The following is an 18,325-nucleotide window of genomic DNA, read 5'->3' as shown; positions in this document are numbered from 1 at the left end:
CACGCAGGTCAGGCCGGTCGCGCGTCCGGGGCCCCGAGCGCCTCCGCCCGGGCCGCGGGGAGCGCTCTGAAACGGCGGGTGAGGTACTGGGCGACCCGGCCGTGCGCCACCACGATCGCGGCGAACGCGATGACCAGCACGGTGATCGGCGTCAACTGGCTGTCGTCGGCCAGGACGATGATCTTCGCGTCGGCGAGCCCCGTCCTCGCGGCCATCAGCCCCGTGATCACGGCGGTCACCCAGCGACCGGCATGCATGATCGCCGGACGTGCGGTCGCGGTCACCGCCGCCGGCAGGGCCAGCACGACGAACGCGACGAGGATCGCGACCGTGCCCGCCAGGGACATGCCGGTCAGGCCGCCGACGGCCAGCACGACGCCCCGCATCAGGAGGCGCGCCAGCGCCCCGATGACCAGGCCGCTCAGCGCCGCCGCGGCCAGCGGCGCCCAGATCGCACGGCCCGTAAGGCCACGTTCGCGCATTTCGCCTCTTCCCTTGAGAACGGTCCAAACGGTTATAAGGCCGGGCCGAATCGCCCGCAATGCCGCAAGGACTTCGGGACCGCTCCGTTACCTCTCAGGAAGGGCGGGAGGCTACCTCTCAGGAGGGGCGGGAGACGGCGGCGAGGAGTTCGGGGAGGCGGGCGAATCCGATGCCGGCGGCGATCCGGCGTCCCGCCCAGGCGACCGCCACGCCGTACGGCACGGCGAGCACGGCCCACCAGGTCAGGCCGAGCAGGACCGGCAGCACGATCGGCAGCGCGAGCACGCCGGTGACGAGCATCGTGGCGAAGGAGGCGGCGAACGCCTGCCCGCCCTGCCCCGGGGCGGCGCCGGTGAAGGCGTTCAGCCGGTCGGGATAGGTGTACGGCGCGGTCACGCTGGTGATCGAGCCGATTCCCATGGCGGTGCCGAGCACGCCCCAGGCGGTGAGCGCGGCGACGAGAGCCCACGCGGCGTTCCCCGCCACGAGCGCGGCGGCCAGCGACGCCAGCGCCAGCAGCGGCACCGCGACGACCGCCATGGCCAGGTGCCGCCCGGCCAGGTCGGTACGCAGGTCGCGCGGGGTCGCGACGGCCACCGCGTTCATCCACAGCGACCTGCCGTCGATGCCGAAGGAGTTGGCCGCCTGCAGCCCGATCACCACGGCCGCCAGGCAGGCGGGGCCGATCGCGGTCCACGGCCCTGTCGAGCCGCCGGGACCCCGGAGGGAGAACATGACGACCGCGCTCACGAACACCGCGCTGATCCAGTTCACCCGGGCCCGCGGTTCCCTCCTCGCGTACTTCAGCTCCTTGGCGACGACGGCGCCGAGCATGCCGCCGGGCAGGAACCGGCCTGTGCGGGAGCGGCCCGTCCGGGAACGGCGGACGGAGCCGCCACCCCGGTTGGAGGAGTCGGGCCGCACCAGCGCGTACCGCAGCGCCGCGATCCACAGCCATCCCAGAACGACCACCGACATCGCGACGACGATCAGCTCGGCGACGCCGACGAGCCCGCCGTCGGCGATCGCGTGCGCGGCCAGGCCCGGCGGCGTCCACCGCAGGACGTCCCCGGCGGACGCCAGGATCCGCGTGGGGTCGCCCGAGAACCCCCGGTTCAGCAGCAGGTTCGGCACCTGGACGAGCAGCACGCCGAAGATCGCGACCACCGCGAGCAGGTCACGTCCCCTGCGGGTGCGCAACACACCGGACAACGCCGTGGTCACCAGGCGGGAGGCCGTGAGACAGAAGGCGAACTGGAGGACCACCGCGGGCACCCCGATCAGCACCCCGCCAGGTCCGTGGGCGAGCGCGACCACCCCTCCGCACAGCGCGGCCAGCGAGGCGATCGGCCACGGCCCGGCGGCCGACGCCGCGAACATGCCGGTCGCGAGCTGCCGGGTGGTGAGCGGGAACAGGGCGAGCCGGGCCGGGTCGAGCGTCTCGTCCAGCCCGAAGGCCATGAGCGGCACGACGACCCACCCGACGGCGAACATCGCGAACGCCGCCGACACGAGGTCGAGGCCGACGTCGGACGGCGCGAGCCGGATGAGGGACAGCAGCCCGAACCCCGCGACGGCGCTGAGGAGCGCGGCGGCCAGCGAGAAGGCGAAGCCGGCCTGCTTGCCCACGTCGCCGCGCAGGCCGCCGCGGACCAGGCTGAGCTTGAGCCGGACGAACAGCCACGTCATCGTCACGGGGTGCTCCCGGAGCCGAGCCACGACAGCCCGTCGTCCCCGTTGCCGCGCACGCCGACCAGGTCGAGGAACGCCTCGTTGAGCGTGCGGCCCCGCCGCACGTCGTCGAGCGGGCCCTGCGCGACGACGAGCCCGCGGTTCATCACCGACACCCAGTCGCACAGCCGCTCGACCAGGTCCATCACGTGACTGGAGAACACGACGGTGGAGCCGGAGGCGGTGAATCTGCGCAGCACCTCGGTCAGGGTGTTGGCGGAGACGGGGTCGACGCCCTCGAACGGCTCGTCGAGGAACAGCACGCGCGGGTTGTGCAGCAGCGCCGCCGCGAGGCCGATCTTCTTGCGCATGCCGGTGGAGTAGTCGACCACCAGCTTGTCCTGCGCCTCGACCAGGTCCATGACCTTGAGCAGCTCGTCGGCGCGCCTGCCGACCTCGTCCAGGGGGATGCCGCGCAACTGGCCGCCGTACGTGAGCAGCTCACGGCCGGACAGCCGTTCGAACAGCCGCAGGCCCTCGGGCAGCACCCCGATGTGCGCCTTCACGCTGACCGGGTCGGCCCACACGTCGTGGCCGTCGATCTCGATCCGCCCGCCGTCCGGGCGCAGCAGCCCGGTGACCATGCTCAGGGTCGTCGTCTTGCCGGCGCCGTTGGGACCGACCAGGCCGGCGAAGCTGCCTCTCGGCACGACCAGGTCGACCCCGCCGACCGCCACCTGCTGCCCGAAGCGCTTGTACAACCCCTGCGTGCGTACGGCGTCCGCCATGGAGCCCCCACTTGTCTGAAGCCGTCGTAGATCCGAACGATCGGGACGTGAAGCCCGTTCCTCACCTGTCGCAAGGAGCATCCCGGTGAGCGCGACCCGGCGCGACCGGGCGGCCCCCGGCTGGTTACCCTTTCCGCCATGGATTCGACGCGACCCGGAGCGGCGTTCGGGACCCGAGGGCCGCTGAGCATACGAGGAACGGTGAGCGGGCGATGAGCGCCGAACGCGTCCCCGAGATCGACATCCACACCACCGCCGGCAAGATCGCCGACCTGGAGCGCCGCCGGAAGGAGGCGGCCCACGCCGGGTCCCAGCGGGCGGTGGAGAAGCAGCACGCCAAGGGCAAGATGACGGCCCGCGAGCGGCTGGCGGCCTTCCTCGACGAGGGCTCCTTCGTCGAGTTCGACGAGCTGGCCAGGCACCGGGCGACCGCCTTCGGCCTCGACCGCGAGCGCCCGTACGGGGACGGGGTCGTGACCGGGTACGGCACGGTCGACGGCCGGCCGGTCGCGGTGTTCGCGCAGGACTTCACCGTGTTCGGCGGCTCGCTGGGCGAGGTCTTCGGCGAGAAGATCGTGAAGGTCATGGACCACGCGCTCAAGACCGGCTGCCCGGTGATCGGCATCAACGACTCGGGCGGGGCGCGCATCCAGGAGGGCGTGGTCTCCCTCGGCCTGTACGCCGAGATCTTCAAGCGCAACGTGCACGCCTCCGGCGTGGTGCCGCAGATTTCGCTGATCATGGGCCCGTGCGCGGGCGGCGCCGTGTACTCTCCCGCGCTGACCGACTTCGTCCTGATGGTGCAGGAGAAGTCGCACATGTTCATCACCGGGCCCGACGTCATCAAGACCGTGACCGGCGAGGAGGTGACGTTCGAGGAGCTGGGCGGCGCGCACACGCACAACTCGAAGAGCGGCGTCGCCCACTACGAGGCGTCCGACGAGCAGGACTGCCTCGACTTCGCCAGGGCGCTGCTGTCGTACCTGCCGTCCAACAACATGGACGACCCGCCGGCCTTCGACCTCGAGGCGGACCTGGAGACGACCGACGAGGACCGCGAGCTCGACACGCTGATCCCCGACTCGGCCAACCAGCCGTACGACATGCACACGGTCATCGAGCACGTCCTCGACGACGGCGAGTTCCTGGAGATCCACGCGGGCTTCGCGCCGAACATCCTCGTGGGCTTCGGCCGGGTCGAGGGGCGTTCCGTGGGCGTCGTCGCCAACCAGCCGATGAGCTTCGCCGGCACGCTCGACATCGCCGCCTCCGAGAAGGCCGCCCGGTTCGTGCGCACCTGCGACGCCTTCAACATCCCGGTGCTGACCTTCGTCGACGTGCCGGGCTTCCTCCCCGGCACCGACCAGGAGTGGAACGGCATCATCCGGCGCGGCGCCAAGCTGCTGTACGCCTACGCCGAGGCGACCGTGCCGCTGGTCACCGTCATCACGCGCAAGGCGTACGGCGGCGCGTACGACGTCATGGGGTCCAAGCACCTCGGCGCGGACGTCAACCTGGCGTGGCCCACCGCCCAGATCGCCGTGATGGGGGCGCAGGGCGCGGTCAACATCCTCTACCGGCGCGAGCTGACCGCCGCCGACGACCCGGACGCCGCGCGGGCCCGTTTCGTCAGCGAGTACGAGGACACGCTGGCCAATCCGTATCTCGCGGCCGAGCGCGGCTACGTCGACGCGGTCATCCGGCCCTCGGACACCCGGGTCCAGATCGTCCGCGCGCTGCGCGCCCTCCGCTCCAAGCGGGCCGCGCTGCCCCCGAAGAAGCATGGGAACATCCCGCTGTGAGCAGCAGCGAGCCGTATCTCAGCATCGTGCGGGGGGACGCCACCCCCGAGGAGACCGCCGCCCTCGTCGCCGCGCTGGCGGCCCAGGCGGCGGCAGGGGCGGCGGCACGCGGCGCCCGGCCCACGCCGCCGCCGGCCACGGGAAACTGGAGCAACCCGGCACATCGGCTGCGCCCGGGGCTCCCGCACGGACCGGGAGCCTGGCGCCGGGCCTTCTTCCCCGGCGGCTGACGCCGCCTACCCTGCCATCCGCGACGACCACGGTCCGATTACATCGACGGAACAGGGTGTCAACTGGCTCAAGAGTTGGGACTATCTAGAAAGCGGGGGAATATAGTCAGCCGATCATCTAGTGACGAGTCCAGGAGGACACCATGGCCATCCCGGACTTCAGCGCACATGGCATTTCCGCCAAGTATGCCGTTCTCGTGGACGTCGGTTACCTTTACGCGGCCGCCGGTGAAGTTCTCTTAGGCGCCAAGGAGCGTAAGGAGTACCGCGTCGCCGCGGACGAGCTGATCCAGGCGCTGCAGAAGCACGCGGTCGACCGCATCCAGGGCGAGTTGCTGCGTGTCTACTGGTACGACGCCGCCCGTGACCGCGTGCCCACCGTGGACCAGCGTGTGATCGCCCAGCTGCCCTGGGTCAAGGTCAGGCTGGGCAACCTGAACGCCCGTGGCCAGCAGAAGGGCGTGGACGCGCAGATCCGCAGCGACCTTGAGGCTCTGGCCCGTCACCACGCCGTGAGCGACACCGTGCTGATCGCCGGGGACGAGGACATGGTGCCCGCCGTGGAGGCCGCGCAGGCGTACGGCGTGCGTGTCCACCTGTGGGGGGTCGAGCCGCCGTTCGGGACCAACCAGGCCGAACGGCTCGTCTGGGAGTCGGACACTGTCGAGATCCTGAGCGCCGACTTCCTGCGTCCGTTCTTCACCCGCGCCCCGGTGCCCGTTCCCGTGCCGCCCACGCCGTCGCCCGCCCAGGTCTTCGCGGGTCGTACGGTCAAGCCGATGCCGCCGAAGGCGCCCGCCGGTCAGGTCGCCAAGCTCGGCCCGGGCCGGCCCCGGGTGGAGGAGGTCGGCGAGCACGTGGCGCAGAAGTGGATACTGACCCGCGGCCGGGACAACATCCGCGACCTGCTGCCGGGCCCGCTGCTGCCCACGGTGATCGACACCGAGTTGCTCATCGAGGCCGAGAAGGAGCTCGGCCATTCTCTGCGGCCCTACCCTGAGGCACGCGTGTGGCTGCGCGACGGCTTCTGGGCCCGGGTCTACCGCGAGTTCGACCTCGGGGTCGGCATCTCCAGCAAGTGACGCCGGCGTCCGAGCCCGCGCGGAAGCACTCCCGGCTCAGTGCCCGGTCCCGTTCGAGGCACTCCCGGCTCAGTGCCCGGTCCCGTTCGAGGCACTCCCGGCTCAACCGCCCGGTCTCGCGCGAGGCGCTCCGGCTCGGTGCCCGGTCTCGCGCGAGGCTCCGCGCGACCACCGCGACGGCCGAGTCCGATTTCCGCCAGCCCGCCCCGGTGGCCAGCGCATAACGTCGTGTGCGTGACCAGACGACAGCTCGACTTCGACGCGTGCTACCTCGCCGTGTCCGCACGGGACTCCCGCTTCGACGGGCGTTTCTACACGGCTGTCACCACCACCGGCATCTACTGCCGCCCGATCTGCCCCGCCCGCACTCCCGCGCGGTCCAACGTGCGCTTCTACCGCCACGCCGCCGCGGCCGAGGCGGCCGGGTTCCGTCCCTGCCGCCGCTGCCGTCCGGAGCTCAGCCCCGGCGACCCCGGCTGGGACGTCCGGGCCGACCTGGTCGGACGCGCGCTGCGGCTGATCGACGACGGGGTGGCCGACGAGTCCGGCGTCGCCGGACTGGCCCGCCGGCTGCACGTGACCGAGCGGCACCTGCACCGCCTGTTCGCCGCCGAACTCGGCACCGGCCCGCTCGCCGTCGCCCGCACCAGACGGCTGCTGCTCGCCAAGCAGCTGCTCACCGAGACCACCCTGCCGATCACCGACGTCGCGTTCGCCGCCGGGTTCGGCAGTGTGCGGCAGTTCAACGCGGCCATGAAGGAGTCGTACGGCTTCGCCCCGGGTGAGCTGCGCAGGGCCGGCGGGCCGGTGCGGGGCGCGCACGGTCCGGTCGCCCTCACGACCGGCCTCACCCTGCGGCTCGGCCACCGGGAGCCGTACGACGCGCAGGCGGTGCTGCGTTTCCTCGCCGCCCGGGCGATCCCCTCGGTGGAGGCAGTCTGCCGGTCGGGGCCCGACGTGACGGCCTACACGCGCGCCGTCCCCGGCGGCTCGATCACGCTGCGGCCCGCCGCCGGCCACATCCGGCTCACCGTGCGGACCACCGAGACGCACCGGCTCTCCCGGCTGGTGGCGCGCTGCCGCCGCCTGCTCGACCTCGACGCCGACCCGGGGGCGGTGCGGGAGATCCTCGGCGGGACGTCGCTCGCGCCGCTGGTCGCCGCCCGTCCCGGGCTGCGGGTGCCGGGAGCGTACGACGGATTCGAACTGGCGGTCCGGGCGGTCGTCGGGCAGCAGATCTCGGTCGCCGGGGCCCGCACCCTGCTCGGCCGCATCGCCGCCCGGGCCGGCCTGCCCGCCGTCCCGGACGGGACGGGAGCCGGCCACGCCCCCGAGGCGGACCAGGTCCCGTCGCTGTTCCCCACGGCCGACCGGCTCGCCGCCGCCGATCTCGACGGGCTCGGGCTCACCACCCGCAGGGTCGCCACGATCAGGGCGCTGGCCGAGGCCGTCGCCTCCGGCGCGATCGACCTCGACGGCGCCGGCGACCCCGCCGACACCATCGCCGGGCTGCTGGAGATCCCCGGCATCGGCCCCTGGACGGCCGGTTACATCGCGCTGCGCGCGCTGCGCGACCCGGACGCGTGGCCCGAGGGCGACCTCGTGCTGCGCAAAACCATGGAACGGCTCGGCATCGCCCCGGACGAGACCGAGCGGTGGCGGCCCTGGCGCGCGTACGCCGCGCTTCATTTGTGGAGCCACGCATCCGACACCGCGGAAGGACGCGACAAATCATGATTGTCACGCAGACCCTGCCCACTCCCGTGGGTCCCCTCGCCATCCTCGCCCGTGACGGCGTACTCGTCGCCGCCGGCTTCACCGCCGACCCCCGCGAGATGTTCGCCCGGCTCTCGCCGTCCCTGCGGGCGCTTCCCCTGCGGGAGGGCGACCTCGGCGACGCCGCCGAGGCCGTACGGGACTACCTCGACGGGAAGGTCGACGCGCTCGACCGGATCCCGGCCGAGCAGCCGGGCACCCCGACGAGACAACGCCTGTACGAGGCGCTGCGCGCCGTGCCCGCCGGGACCACCGTGTCGTACGCGCAGCTCGCGGAGAAGGCGGGGCTGCCCAGGACGGCCGCGCGGGCCGCGGGGTCGGCCTGCGCACAGAACCTGATCGCGCCGTTCGTGCCGTGCCACCGCGTGCTGCCCTCGACCGGCGGTTACGGCGGCTACTACTACGGCACGCCCGTCAAGGAATGGCTCCTCGCCCATGAGTCCCGCGCCTGACCCACACGTGGGAGCGGGGCGAGTCGCCCGGCGGGAGGACGGCCGATCCGTCACCCGGGGGACCCCGCCGCATGCGAGGTCACGTCTCCGAGGGACGCCCGCCCGCGAGCGGTCCGGCTACGCTGCCGCCGGTGCCATCGACGGACGGGAGCCTCCGGTGACCATCAAACTGGTGATCGCCGACGACCAGGCGATGATCAGGGCCGGGCTGCGGCTCGTCGCGGAGTCCGAGCCGGGGATCGAGGTCGCCGGGGAGGCGGCCGACGGCTTCGAGGCGGTGGAGGTGACCCGGCGGCTCCGGCCCGACGTGCTGCTGCTGGACATCGCGATGCCGCGGCTCGACGGAATCGGCGCGGCCAGGCTGCTTCTCGGCGATGCCCTGCCACCGAAGATCATCATGCTGACCACCTTCAACACCGGCGACAACCTGAAGGCCTCGCTGCGGGCCCGGGTGAACGGCTTCCTGCTCAAGACCTCGCCCCCGGAGCACCTGGTGGAGGCGGTGCGCGCCGCGGCGGCGGGCGCCGCGCTGATCGACCCCACGGTGGCCCCCCAGGTGATCGACGAGATCGCGGGCCTGCCCGACCTCGCCGCGCCGGCCGAGCTCGGCTCGCTCAGCGAGCGCGAGCTCCAGGTCCTGCGGATGGTCGCGCAGGGCCTGTCCAATCCCGAGATCGCCCGTGGTCTCGGCATCGGCGAGGCGACCGTCAAGACGCACGTCGCCCGTGTCCTGCACAAACTCCGCCTACGCGACCGCATCCAGGCGGTGGTCTTCGCCTACGAGGCCGGGGTCGTACGGCCGGGAGAGCGGCCCGGACCGTGCTGAGGCGACTTGCCCGCGGCTGGCGGCCCTCCCGCCTCGACGTCCTGCTCTCCCTCGCGGTGGCGGTCGCCGGGCTGGTGGAGTCGTTCGGCCGGCAGGGCCCCGAGCCGTGGCAGATCGCCGACCCGTTCGCGTACGCGGCGGGCGCGGTCGCCGCCGGGCTGGTGGTGCTGCTGCGGTCGATGTTCCCCGCGACCGGGCTCCTCGTGCTCACGGCCATCGGGTGGGCCGTGCAGGCGGCCGCCGGTCCCGGGTACTACGCGGCCTGGCACTTCTACTCGACGCTGATCCTCGTCCACACCGTGGCCGGCGCGGCCGAACCCCGCAGCCGGCGTGGGCTCGCGGGGCTCGGGTGCGTGCTGCTCGCCTACGCGCACCTGCAGACGCTGCAGAGCAACGACGCCGCCGAGATCCTCATCGGCGCGATCTTCGTCGGCGTCGCGTACGGCAGCGGCATCCTGCTGCGGCGGCAGATGGACCAGACCAGACGGCTGGCCGAGCAGGCGGCCCGGCTCGAGGCCGAGCGGGAGGAGCGGGCGCGGTGGGCGGTCGCGCAGGAGCGATCCCGCATCGCCCGGGAGCTCCACGACGTCGTCTCCCACAACGTGAGCCTCATGACGTTGCACGCGGGCGGGGTGCGCAGGCTGCTCGGGGACGACCGCGCCCGCGAGCGCGACCTGCTGCTCGCGGTGGAACAGGCCGGCCGCGAGGCGGTCGAGGAGCTCGGGCTGATGCTCGGCATGCTGCGCGACACCGGGGCCGCGCCACCCTCGCCGCAGGCCGGGCTCGACCGGCTCGACGAGCTGGTCTCCCAGGTGGCGGAGGCCGGTCCTGAGGTGCGCCTGCGTGTCACGGGCGAACCCCGGCCCCTGCCGGCGGGGCTCGGCCTGTCCGCCTACCGGGTGATCCAGGAGGCCCTGACGAACGTGCTGAAGCACGCGCACGCCACGAGGGTCGACGTCGTCCTCCGGTACGCGCCCGGCGAGTTGCGCGTGACCGTCGTCAACGACGGGGTGGGCGTTCACTCGGCGGGCACGGGAGGGCACGGGCTCATCGGCATGCGGGAGCGGACCGCGCTGCACGGCGGCGAGCTGTCCGCCGGGCCCACGCCGCAGGGGGGGTACCGCGTGCTGGCCGTCTTCCCGCTCCCCGGCTGAGCGCCTCATGCCCCCACTACGGTCCTCGCCGGGGCGTCGCCCGCCCACTCGTCGTCCGTCATGCGCAGCATCCTGAGCCCGATCACCCCGGCGCCGGCCAGGTAGAGCAGCCCGCCGACGATCGTGCCCACCGGGTAGATCGGCGCCGTCAGGATGCCGGCGAGCATCGCGAACGGCGCCCACCACGGCGTACGCCGGGAGTAGGCCAGCGCGAGCCCCAGCAGGAACAGCCCGAGCAGCCCGGCGAAACCGGGCACCTGGAACCCGAACGTCGCCCCCGGATCGGCGAACGCCTCGTCCCCGATCCGGGCTCCCTGCTCGGGCGGCAGGGCCCGCTCCAACCGGGCGTAGAAGAAGTCGCCGAGCATCAGCGCGGAGAAGTTGACGACGCCGAGCAGCGCCAGGCCGCCCGCGACGTGCCCGAAGAGCACGCCCTTGTGCCGGATCAGGTGGATCATGCCGATGATCCCCGGCACCAGCAGGACCCAGCTCCAGTGCAGGAGCGAGGCGCTGACCGACACCTGCTCGGGATGGCGGCCGTAGACGCCGACGGTGTCCCCGCCCTGCCGCAGCGCCGGGTCCGCGACCACCCCGGCGACGTAGACGAGCGGGGCGGCGACCAGGCAGAGCCCGGCCGCCGTCCGGCGGAAGGCGCGTGCGTCCGAAAGCACCGACATGGCAACTCCTCGTGTCCGGCCCGCCCCCTGTCGGGCGGGACCGGCACGGAGAGTAGGCAGGGACGTCCCGGCGGGTCGTCCCCCGCGGGGACGACCGGCGTTCCGCCGATCTCCCTACACCCGGCTCCCCACACCCAGCCGCGGCGCGTACGCCCGCGACGCGGACGCCACCGTGGCGGGGAGTCCCGGGGAGTCCTCCGGGGAGTCCCGGGGAGTCCTCCGGGGAGTCCCGGGGAGTCAGTTCTTGACGATGCTCTGGACCTCGCCGACGGGCACGTCCCTGGTGGCCGAGACCTGGATCGGGTCGTAGGCGAACGGGACGGCCTGGCCGCCCTGGTTCCCGTTGCCGACGACGTTCCAGACGCTCGTCACGGTCAGCGTGTAGACCTTGCCCGGCTGGTCGACGGAGGAGTGCAGGTAGACGACGCCGCACTCGGGTTTGCCCTCGCCCTCCTTGTCGGCGCCCTTCACGTACGGCTTGCCGGTGGCGCCGCATCCCTTGTCGTACACCTCGGCGCGGTCGGCGCCGGTACCGGATTTGATCACGAGGTGGTCCGGCGTCGCCGTGACGGTGGCGGACATGACCCCCGGCAGCGTGGCGGTGACGGACCGGGGCGCCGCCTCGGCTCCGTCCAGCCACACCCAGGTCCCCAGGTTGACGTAGCTCTTGACGTCCGGACTCAGTTTGATCTTCGGCTCCGGCACGGTCAGCGCGGCCCGGGCGATCTGCATGAGCTGTTCCAGCGTGATGCCCCCGGCGGGGGTGGTCCCCTCGGGCACCCAGACGAGCGGCTCCAGCCCGGCGGCGCACGCCGGCCCGTCCGGGTTGCCGGCGTCGTAGGCGACGCCCCACCACTTGCCCTTCTCTCCGATCTTGTCGCCGAACTTGTCCAGGTTCACGTCGTAGTCCAGCCCCGCCTCCACCGCCTGCTTCTTCTGCTGGGCCTGGAGGTTGCGCATGTCGTCGGCCGACGAGTTCGGCTCGTACCAGCAGGGGCGGGGCATCCGGTAGCCGTCGCTCTTGCCGCCGAGCCCGTTGCCGGACAGGCCGATCTTGGAGTTGGTCAGCCTGACCCCGGCGGTGTTGCCGTACTGGAACGCCTCGCCGTGCGGCTTCCCGTCCGGGTCGTCGGCGGCGGCCGGGGGCACGCACACCGTGAGCATGCCGCAGGCCAGCAGGGACGTCACCGCGATCGTCGTTCTGCTGCTCATCGCTGGCACTCCTTCGCGAGCTCGTCCGGGTAGTCCGCGTGGCGGTAGAGCCGGATCCGCCAGACGCCGTCGTCGCCGCGCCCCAGGCCGGCGGTCTGCAGGTAGACCGCGCGCGGGCGTTTCAGCCAGGCGGGCTGACGGGCCAGCGCGGTGCCCTCCTGGTCGGTCAGCCGCACGCCGGTCAGGTCGACGCAGCCGTAGGCCTCCGCTCCGCGTCCCATCAGCGCGGGCACCCGCAGGGCGTAGAGCTTGGCGACGCCCCGGGCGGACTGCCTGTCGTCGAGGAATCCGCGCACCCAGGTGACGGCGTCCTGGTAGGCGGACGACTCGGCATCGATGCCCTTCACGTACGAGCGGTCGCCGCCGGAGGTGCCGACGGCCCGCCACTGGGCCGTGAAGTCACGGGCGAACGCCTTGATCACGGCCGATCGCACCGGGTCGGGCTCGTCCGGCCACTCGATCTCGACGGTCAGCCCGGACGCCGCCGTGATCGCCTCGGTCCCCGGCGGGCGGGCGGGCGTCCCGGGCGCCGTCGCCGCGGCCGGCTCGGCGCCGCCACCGGGGGTGAAGCCGCGGTCCGCGTCCGGCGGGGCGCACGCCGACAGAAGCAGCACGCAGGCCGGCAGAAGCAGCGCGCGGGCCGGGGCGAGCAGCGCGGCCGCCGCCGTGGCGAGTCCTGGACGCATCAACGGGGTCCTCCGCAGTACGCGATCCCCCGCCGCTGCCGCCCCCGTCGCTGCCACCCTAGAAAGGGCCGTCGCCGACGAGCCAGCGCTATGCGCCGATCGGCATGATTCGGAGGGTGACGTCCCGGGCATTGGGGCTCCGATCAGGCGAGACGTGAGGTTCTGAGGTCCGGGGAGACGGTGCGGCGCCAGTCGGGCAACAGCTCGTCGATGAGCGCCTCCGTCTCCGGCGCCATCCCGCCGCCGTACGGGTGCGAGGTTGCGCGGCGCAGCAGGCCGTCGACGACCGCCCGCAGCCGGACGGGCTCCCCCGTGGCGTGCGCCGCCCGGAGCAGGTCGCGCCACAGCCCCTCGTCGTCGGCCGCGAGCAGCAGCCCGGCCCGGGCCGCCGCCACCGCGCCGTGCGGGTCGTGGCGGGCCAGCCTGATCTCGCACAGCGCGTGGGCGGCGTCCGCCACCCAGGCCGTCACGTCGTACTCCAGGGGGTCGGCCGCCAGCCAGGCGTACCGGTCCGGCGGCCTGCCGTTCAGCAGCGGGCCGCGCACCAGCTTCAGCGCACGCTCCAGCAGGCCGGCCTCCACGTCACCGGCGCCGAGCGTGGCCGTGCCGGATCCGGCGCCGCCGGGTGCGGCGGTCTCGGCCCACTCGCCGGCCTGCCGTACGAGGTCCTGGAAGAGCCGCCAGTCCGTACGGATCTCCGGCCCGAGCCGCAACCGCCCGGACCGGTCGAGGAAGAGGTGAGGGCGGCCCTCGGAGTCGCGCCCGAGCCACTCGGCGACCCGCGCGATCGTGGCGTCGCGCACCGCGAGCTGCACGCCGCGCGGCCACAGCACGCCGGCCAGTACGGCCGGGTGGACCCCGTCCGGGTGGGTGGCCAGGTAGACGACGAGTTCGTGGGCGAGGGCCGCCCGGCCCTCTTCGAGCGGGTTCACCGGACTGATCTCGATCGGGCCGAGGACGCGGACCTCGATGGAGGGCGGCTCCTCGCTCAACCGCTCGGTGAGCGGGGTGAGCGGCTCGCCCTCCTGCTGCCGGGTCGTGTCGAACAGGCCGACCACGGCGTCGTAGTGCCGCCGCGGCAGCAGGTGGGCCTCGATGTCCAGGCTCAGCGCGTCCACCCGGGCCCGGCCGTCGTCGGTGACCTCCCACGTCCAGGTGGCGTGCGGCACCTCGCCCGCGATCACGAAGCCGCAGGCCGTACGCCTGCCCTTGCCGAGCAGCGCCAGGCGACGCGCCTCGTCCTCGTCGGGGCGGATGGCCGACAGGAGGTAATGCGGGGTGTGGGCGGGGTCGGCCACCCGGCTGTGGACGCGGCCGGTCAGCACGTCGCCGTCGTACCGGGCACGCTCCTCGAACTCCGGCAGCACCGCGGCCAGGCTGCCCGCCGTCCTGATCCGCTCGGGCGCGAGCAGGGTCAGCTCCTCGCCGAAGCCGACGAGCGTGATGCGCATCTGGTCGGACCACCGGTTGGTCGCCAGTTCGACCGCGAGCGCCGACAGAGCGGCGACGGTGTGCGCCCCGGTGATCGCGATGACCCCGTGCGCGGCCTCCAGGTCGACCAGCACCCGGCCGCCCTGCCCGGTGCCGAGCGAGACCAGCCCGGGATAGGGCGCGGGCACCCCGGCCAGCGTGTGCTCGTCGATGCGGCGTCCCTCGTGGGCCGGAAGACGCCAGACCTGCCCGTCGTCGCAGGACTCCCACGGCTCGGGCGCGTCCTGCTCCGCCGGGTGGATCCACAGGTCGAGGCCGCGGTTGGACAGGTGGACGGCGTAGATCGTCGGAGGGCGCCGGCCGGCGTCGGCCAGCAGGCGGCCGAGCAGGCGCAGGCCGATGTCGAGCATCCGGCTGCCGGGGGCGTCGGCACCCAGACGGATCGCGACCTCGGCCTCGGCGGCGTCCCCTCGTGGCCGGGCGATGCGCCGTCCGAAGGCCCGGCGCCACAGCTGCTCCCGCCGCCTGCGGCCGAGCAGGGCCAGCAGCCCCGCCGCCGCCAGCGACGACGCCGCCAGGTAGTCGGCGAGGACCGGCCCGCCCTGCCGCTCTCCGGGCTCCTCGTCGGCGGTCAGGTGACCGCCCGTGTCCGACGACGGCACGGACGGCGCCGCGGAGGGCCGCGTGGACGGCTGTGTGGACGGCTGCCCGGCGGCGTGGCCCGCCCTGGCCTGGGCGGTGGAGGGCTCAGCGGACGGCTGCCCGGCGGCATGCCCACCCGAGGTCGTGACCTCCGCCGTGGGCCGCCCGTGCGCCGGCGGCTGCGCCGTGGGAGGTGCCTCCCGCGCCGTCTCGGCCACCCCGGCGGGCTGGGCGGTGGTCGTGCCGACCGGACGCGGCGTCGGCGCCGACCGAGCGGTGGCGGGCGTGTCCGTCGCGTCGCCGGCCCGGCCGGCGCGCTCCGACGGGGTGTCCTGCGGCATCGCGGGCGGCGGCAGCACGATCCCCGGTTTGCTCGGCTCGGGCGTCGCCCTGCCCCGCTCGTGGCCCGCGTCCCCCGGCCGGGCGGTGGGGTCGCCCTGCCCCTGGTCGGGCCGTGTGGTGTCCGCGTCACCGCCCGCCTGGCCGTCCGCCGTGGCGTCCGCCGTGCTCCCGGTGTGCGAACCGGCGGTGGGACGCGAGTCCGGCGTCGTGCGCCGGTCCTCGGCCGCGCCCTGGTCGGCGTGGCCGCCGCCGGTCGCCCCTCCCCCGGCGTACCGGGTGTCGCCGTCGAGCTCGGCCGGCGCGTGGCGGTGCTCCTTCAGGATCTCCGGCCGGTCGTCGTCGACCGGCACGACGTGGACGTTCCTGGCGTCGTCCGGCATGTCGAGCACCCAGCCGGGACGGATGAGGTCGGCCATGTGCAGCCGGCTGCCGTCGGGCTGCTCCTTGTGCTGGTTGAGCCGGTAGATCTCCGGATAGCGGCGCCCGTCGCCCAGGCACTTCTCCGCGATCTCCCACAGGCTCTCGTGGTGGCGTCCGTGCGGAGGCTGCACCACGTAGACCTTCTTGACCTCCCTCGCGTGCAGGGCCGGACGCTCCGCCTCGGCCTGCGGCACCGGCGCCGACAACGCCGCGACCTGCGGCCGGATCGGGGCCGGGGCGCCCGCGCGGGCGATGGGCACCGCCACGGCGGCCGCGGTGAACAGCAGCAGCACGGCGGAGACCAGGCGGTTCGCGAGCGCCTGGGTGCCCCCCGACAGCGGCACCCGGGCCGGCATGCCGACCCGCCGCAGCCCCGCGTAGACCTCGACGACCACGCACAGGAACAGCTGCAGCCAGGCCAGCCACACCAGGAGGATCAGGATCGCGATGATCGTATCGGGGCCGACCTGACTGGTGAACAGGTCCGCGTTCAGCAGATCGCCGCTGATGGGCGGACCGGCCAGCCGGAGCAGCGCGTACGGCACGCCGCCCACCAGACCCACCAGCGCGACCAGGGCCCCGAGGCCGGCGAGGACGTCCCCGGCCGTACGCCGGGTGCGCAGCCGTACGGGCCGGTCGTCGTGCCAGTGCTCGGGCGCCCGCTGCGGCCCCAGCACGGACGGCAGGCCCTCCGGGCGCGGGCGGGGGCCCCGCCCGGGCGTGCCACCCGCCGGGGCCTCGGTGCCGGAACCCCGCTGCGCTTCGCGCTCGAACCCCCGCCGCGCCTCGCGTCCAGAAGGCCGTTGCGTTTCGCGCTCGAACCCTCGCCGCACGTCGCGCCCCTGACTCCGCTGAACCTCGCGCTCGGGCCCCCGCTGTACCTCGCGTTCGGGCCCCCGCTGGGTCTCGCGTTCGGGCCCCCGCTGGGTCTCGCGGAGGAACTCCTCCCGCCGCCCGCCCGGCGGCCGCGTCCCTGTCATGCCTCTCCCGGATCAGGGGCGGCCGTGGCCTCCGCCTCCATGTCCGAGCCGGCGAAACCCAGCGCGGCAAGGAAGAAGGCGTTCCAGTGGACCGACACCGCCACGGTGACGTCCGCCTGGCCGCCGCCCACGGTGCACTCGGTCATGCGTACGCCGTCGGCCTGCTGGTTGGCCGTGATCTCCTCGGCCGGGCCGCACACCGCGCTCTCGTCGGCGAGCAGCCGCACCTGACCGGTGGCCCGCAGGGTCTCGACGTCGATCTGGTCGGCGGCGGCGCGGGCGGCCTGCTCGGCGATGTCCGCGGCCTTCAGCCGGGCGTTCATGGCGGCCCCGCCGTCGACCAGCAGCCCGGCCAGCAGGAACACCACCCCCGAGAACAGGACCACGAACACCGACATGGAGCCCCGCTCTCCCGGCCCCCCGCCTGCGGCGGCGCGCGTCGTACGCCTGCCTGCCACAGGCCCCACGGGGGTGTGCGGCGACGGCGCCGCGCCTCGGGCCCGACGCGGAGCGGTCCCGCGGTCGCGCGGACGCCGACCACACCGCGGGGAGACGGAAGCCGGAGAGCCGGGGCACGGACGCGGCGGGGTCACTGCACCCTCCGATACCGTTCGAGCGGCACTACCGAGGCGCCCGACATCTGCTTGGTGGCGCCGAAGCCGAGGAAGTCGAGGTTGAGCTCGCAGGTCACGGTCGCCCGCACGAAGCCGTCCATCTTCCACTCACTGCCGGACATGCTGACCTGCGGCGAGCAGTCGCCGGAGAGCGCGGCCTCGGCGGCCTCCTTCGCGGCCGACTCGGCCTCCGCCTCGGTGCGCTGCACGGAGGCCGCCCGGGCGGCGTCCCGCGCGGCACCGTTGACCTCGCCCTGGGCCTCCACGATCCGGCCCGCGCCGACGAGGAACAGCAGGAAGAGCAGGAAGAGCGGGGCCAGCATGACCGTCTCGGCCGTCATCGACCCGCGTTCCCCCGCGTGCGTTCCCCAGCCGGCGCGCCCCCGGCCAACGGGGCCCCTGCCGCCGGACGGTCCGGATATGCCGAGCCCGCCTGGCACACCGAACCCGCCGGGCACACCGAACCCGCCGGGCACACCGAACCCGCCGGGCACACCGGGCGGCCCGAGCACGCCGGGCTCGCCGGGCGGGGCGGATTCGGGCGAGGTCCGGGTCATTCGCAGCCGTCCGAGCCGTCGTCGGGACGGAAGCACTCGATGGGCCCCCCGAAGCGCGAGGTGATCGTGAAGGTCATCTCGGGCAGCAGCGGCACCACCTGGACGGCGCTGCCGGTGATCTCCACCCCGCGCTGGTCGCCCTGCTCCCAGGCCTTGGCCTGGGCGTTCTTCAGCAACTGCGGCCCGATGGCCTGCACGATCTGCCGTGCCTTGCCCTCGGCCGCCTCCTGCCAGCCGTCGGAGCCGCCCGCACGGGCGATGCGCGCGCCCTCCCGCGCGGCGGCGTCGGCGACCTGGCGGCCGTGGAACCAGAGCGTGACCTGGACGATCAGCAGCACGACGGCGAGCACGACCGGCATGAGCATGGCGAGCTCGATCACCGTGGCGCCCCGCTCGCTCCTCTGGCGTCCCGAAGCCCGCCCGCCCTCGACGGCCAGCACGCCCTCCGCACACCGCGCGGGGGTCGCGGCGCGCGCGTTCGTCACTCCCGGCATGGTCGC

Annotated in this window: 17 protein-coding genes; 7 read left to right on the top strand and 10 right to left on the bottom strand. The window is 73.9% G+C overall.

The window, feature by feature from the left end; genetic code table 11:
• Window positions 1-8: 8 nt before the first annotated feature.
• The 3 genes from HHX41_RS12235 to HHX41_RS12225 form a co-directional block, all read right to left on the bottom strand.
• Complete coding sequence (locus HHX41_RS12235) at window positions 9-482, bottom strand: hypothetical protein (protein WP_182906046.1); 474 nt, start codon at window positions 480-482, stop codon at window positions 9-11.
• A 118-nt stretch (window positions 483-600) separates the two neighbouring features.
• Window positions 601-2,172 (bottom strand): hypothetical protein, encoded by a 1,572-nt coding sequence (locus HHX41_RS12230; RefSeq protein ID WP_211592793.1) that lies wholly within the window; start codon window positions 2,170-2,172, stop codon window positions 601-603.
• A gap of 2 nt (window positions 2,173-2,174) precedes the next feature.
• Complete coding sequence (locus tag HHX41_RS12225) at window positions 2,175-2,942, bottom strand: ABC transporter ATP-binding protein (protein ID WP_182906045.1); 768 nt, start codon at window positions 2,940-2,942, stop codon at window positions 2,175-2,177.
• A gap of 212 nt (window positions 2,943-3,154) precedes the next feature.
• On the opposite strand from HHX41_RS12225, the gene HHX41_RS12220 reads away from it, so the two are divergent.
• From HHX41_RS12220 to HHX41_RS12190, 7 genes are all read left to right on the top strand, one after another.
• Entirely contained in the window at window positions 3,155-4,744 is a 1,590-nt protein-coding gene (locus HHX41_RS12220) for an acyl-CoA carboxylase subunit beta (protein WP_169986144.1), read from the top strand.
• Window positions 4,741-4,974, top strand: a complete 234-nt coding sequence (locus HHX41_RS12215) for an acyl-CoA carboxylase epsilon subunit (RefSeq protein ID WP_182906044.1) — start codon at window positions 4,741-4,743, stop codon at window positions 4,972-4,974. The genes HHX41_RS12220 and HHX41_RS12215 overlap by 4 nt, the downstream gene beginning before the upstream one ends.
• Before the next feature lie 143 nt (window positions 4,975-5,117).
• Complete coding sequence (locus tag HHX41_RS12210; protein ID WP_169986141.1) at window positions 5,118-6,056, top strand: NYN domain-containing protein; 939 nt, start codon at window positions 5,118-5,120, stop codon at window positions 6,054-6,056.
• Window positions 6,057-6,290: 234 nt separating this feature from the next.
• On the top strand, window positions 6,291-7,793 hold the full coding sequence (locus HHX41_RS12205; RefSeq protein WP_169986140.1) for an Ada metal-binding domain-containing protein: 1,503 nt from the start codon (window positions 6,291-6,293) through the stop codon (window positions 7,791-7,793).
• Entirely contained in the window at window positions 7,790-8,284 is a 495-nt protein-coding gene (locus HHX41_RS12200; protein WP_182906043.1) for a methylated-DNA--[protein]-cysteine S-methyltransferase, read from the top strand. Before HHX41_RS12205 ends, HHX41_RS12200 begins: the two co-directional genes overlap by 4 nt.
• Before the next feature lie 157 nt (window positions 8,285-8,441).
• Window positions 8,442-9,110 (top strand): response regulator transcription factor, encoded by a 669-nt coding sequence (locus HHX41_RS12195; RefSeq protein ID WP_169986138.1) that lies wholly within the window; start codon window positions 8,442-8,444, stop codon window positions 9,108-9,110.
• On the top strand, window positions 9,104-10,264 hold the full coding sequence (locus tag HHX41_RS12190) for a sensor histidine kinase (protein ID WP_182906042.1): 1,161 nt from the start codon (window positions 9,104-9,106) through the stop codon (window positions 10,262-10,264). Before HHX41_RS12195 ends, HHX41_RS12190 begins: the two co-directional genes overlap by 7 nt.
• A gap of 5 nt (window positions 10,265-10,269) precedes the next feature.
• Here the strand turns inward: HHX41_RS12190 and HHX41_RS12185 are convergent, their stop codons facing one another.
• From HHX41_RS12185 to HHX41_RS12155, 7 genes are all read right to left on the bottom strand, one after another.
• Window positions 10,270-10,941, bottom strand: a complete 672-nt coding sequence (locus HHX41_RS12185; RefSeq protein WP_182906041.1) for a hypothetical protein — start codon at window positions 10,939-10,941, stop codon at window positions 10,270-10,272.
• 237 nt (window positions 10,942-11,178) lie between these two features.
• Entirely contained in the window at window positions 11,179-12,153 is a 975-nt protein-coding gene (locus HHX41_RS12180) for a hypothetical protein (protein ID WP_182906040.1), read from the bottom strand.
• Window positions 12,150-12,839, bottom strand: coding sequence for a hypothetical protein (locus tag HHX41_RS12175; protein ID WP_182906039.1), 690 nt, complete (start codon window positions 12,837-12,839; stop codon window positions 12,150-12,152). Before HHX41_RS12175 ends, HHX41_RS12180 begins: the two co-directional genes overlap by 4 nt.
• A gap of 143 nt (window positions 12,840-12,982) precedes the next feature.
• Window positions 12,983-16,654, bottom strand: coding sequence for a hypothetical protein (locus tag HHX41_RS12170; protein WP_182906038.1), 3,672 nt, complete (start codon window positions 16,652-16,654; stop codon window positions 12,983-12,985).
• Window positions 16,651-17,052, bottom strand: coding sequence for a pilus assembly protein TadG-related protein (locus HHX41_RS12165; RefSeq protein WP_169986131.1), 402 nt, complete (start codon window positions 17,050-17,052; stop codon window positions 16,651-16,653). The genes HHX41_RS12170 and HHX41_RS12165 overlap by 4 nt, the downstream gene beginning before the upstream one ends.
• A gap of 191 nt (window positions 17,053-17,243) precedes the next feature.
• Window positions 17,244-17,825, bottom strand: a complete 582-nt coding sequence (locus HHX41_RS12160) for a TadE/TadG family type IV pilus assembly protein (protein WP_182906037.1) — start codon at window positions 17,823-17,825, stop codon at window positions 17,244-17,246.
• Entirely contained in the window at window positions 17,822-18,310 is a 489-nt protein-coding gene (locus tag HHX41_RS12155; protein ID WP_310741939.1) for a TadE/TadG family type IV pilus assembly protein, read from the bottom strand. The genes HHX41_RS12160 and HHX41_RS12155 overlap by 4 nt, the downstream gene beginning before the upstream one ends.
• Window positions 18,311-18,325 lie beyond the last annotated feature (15 nt).

The sequence above is a fragment of the Microbispora sp. H13382 genome (assembly GCF_014161445.1).
Lineage (GTDB): Bacteria > Actinomycetota > Actinomycetes > Streptosporangiales > Streptosporangiaceae > Microbispora.
Note: the sequence above shows the minus strand (reverse complement) of the source record. Positions and strands in the feature narration are given on the sequence as shown.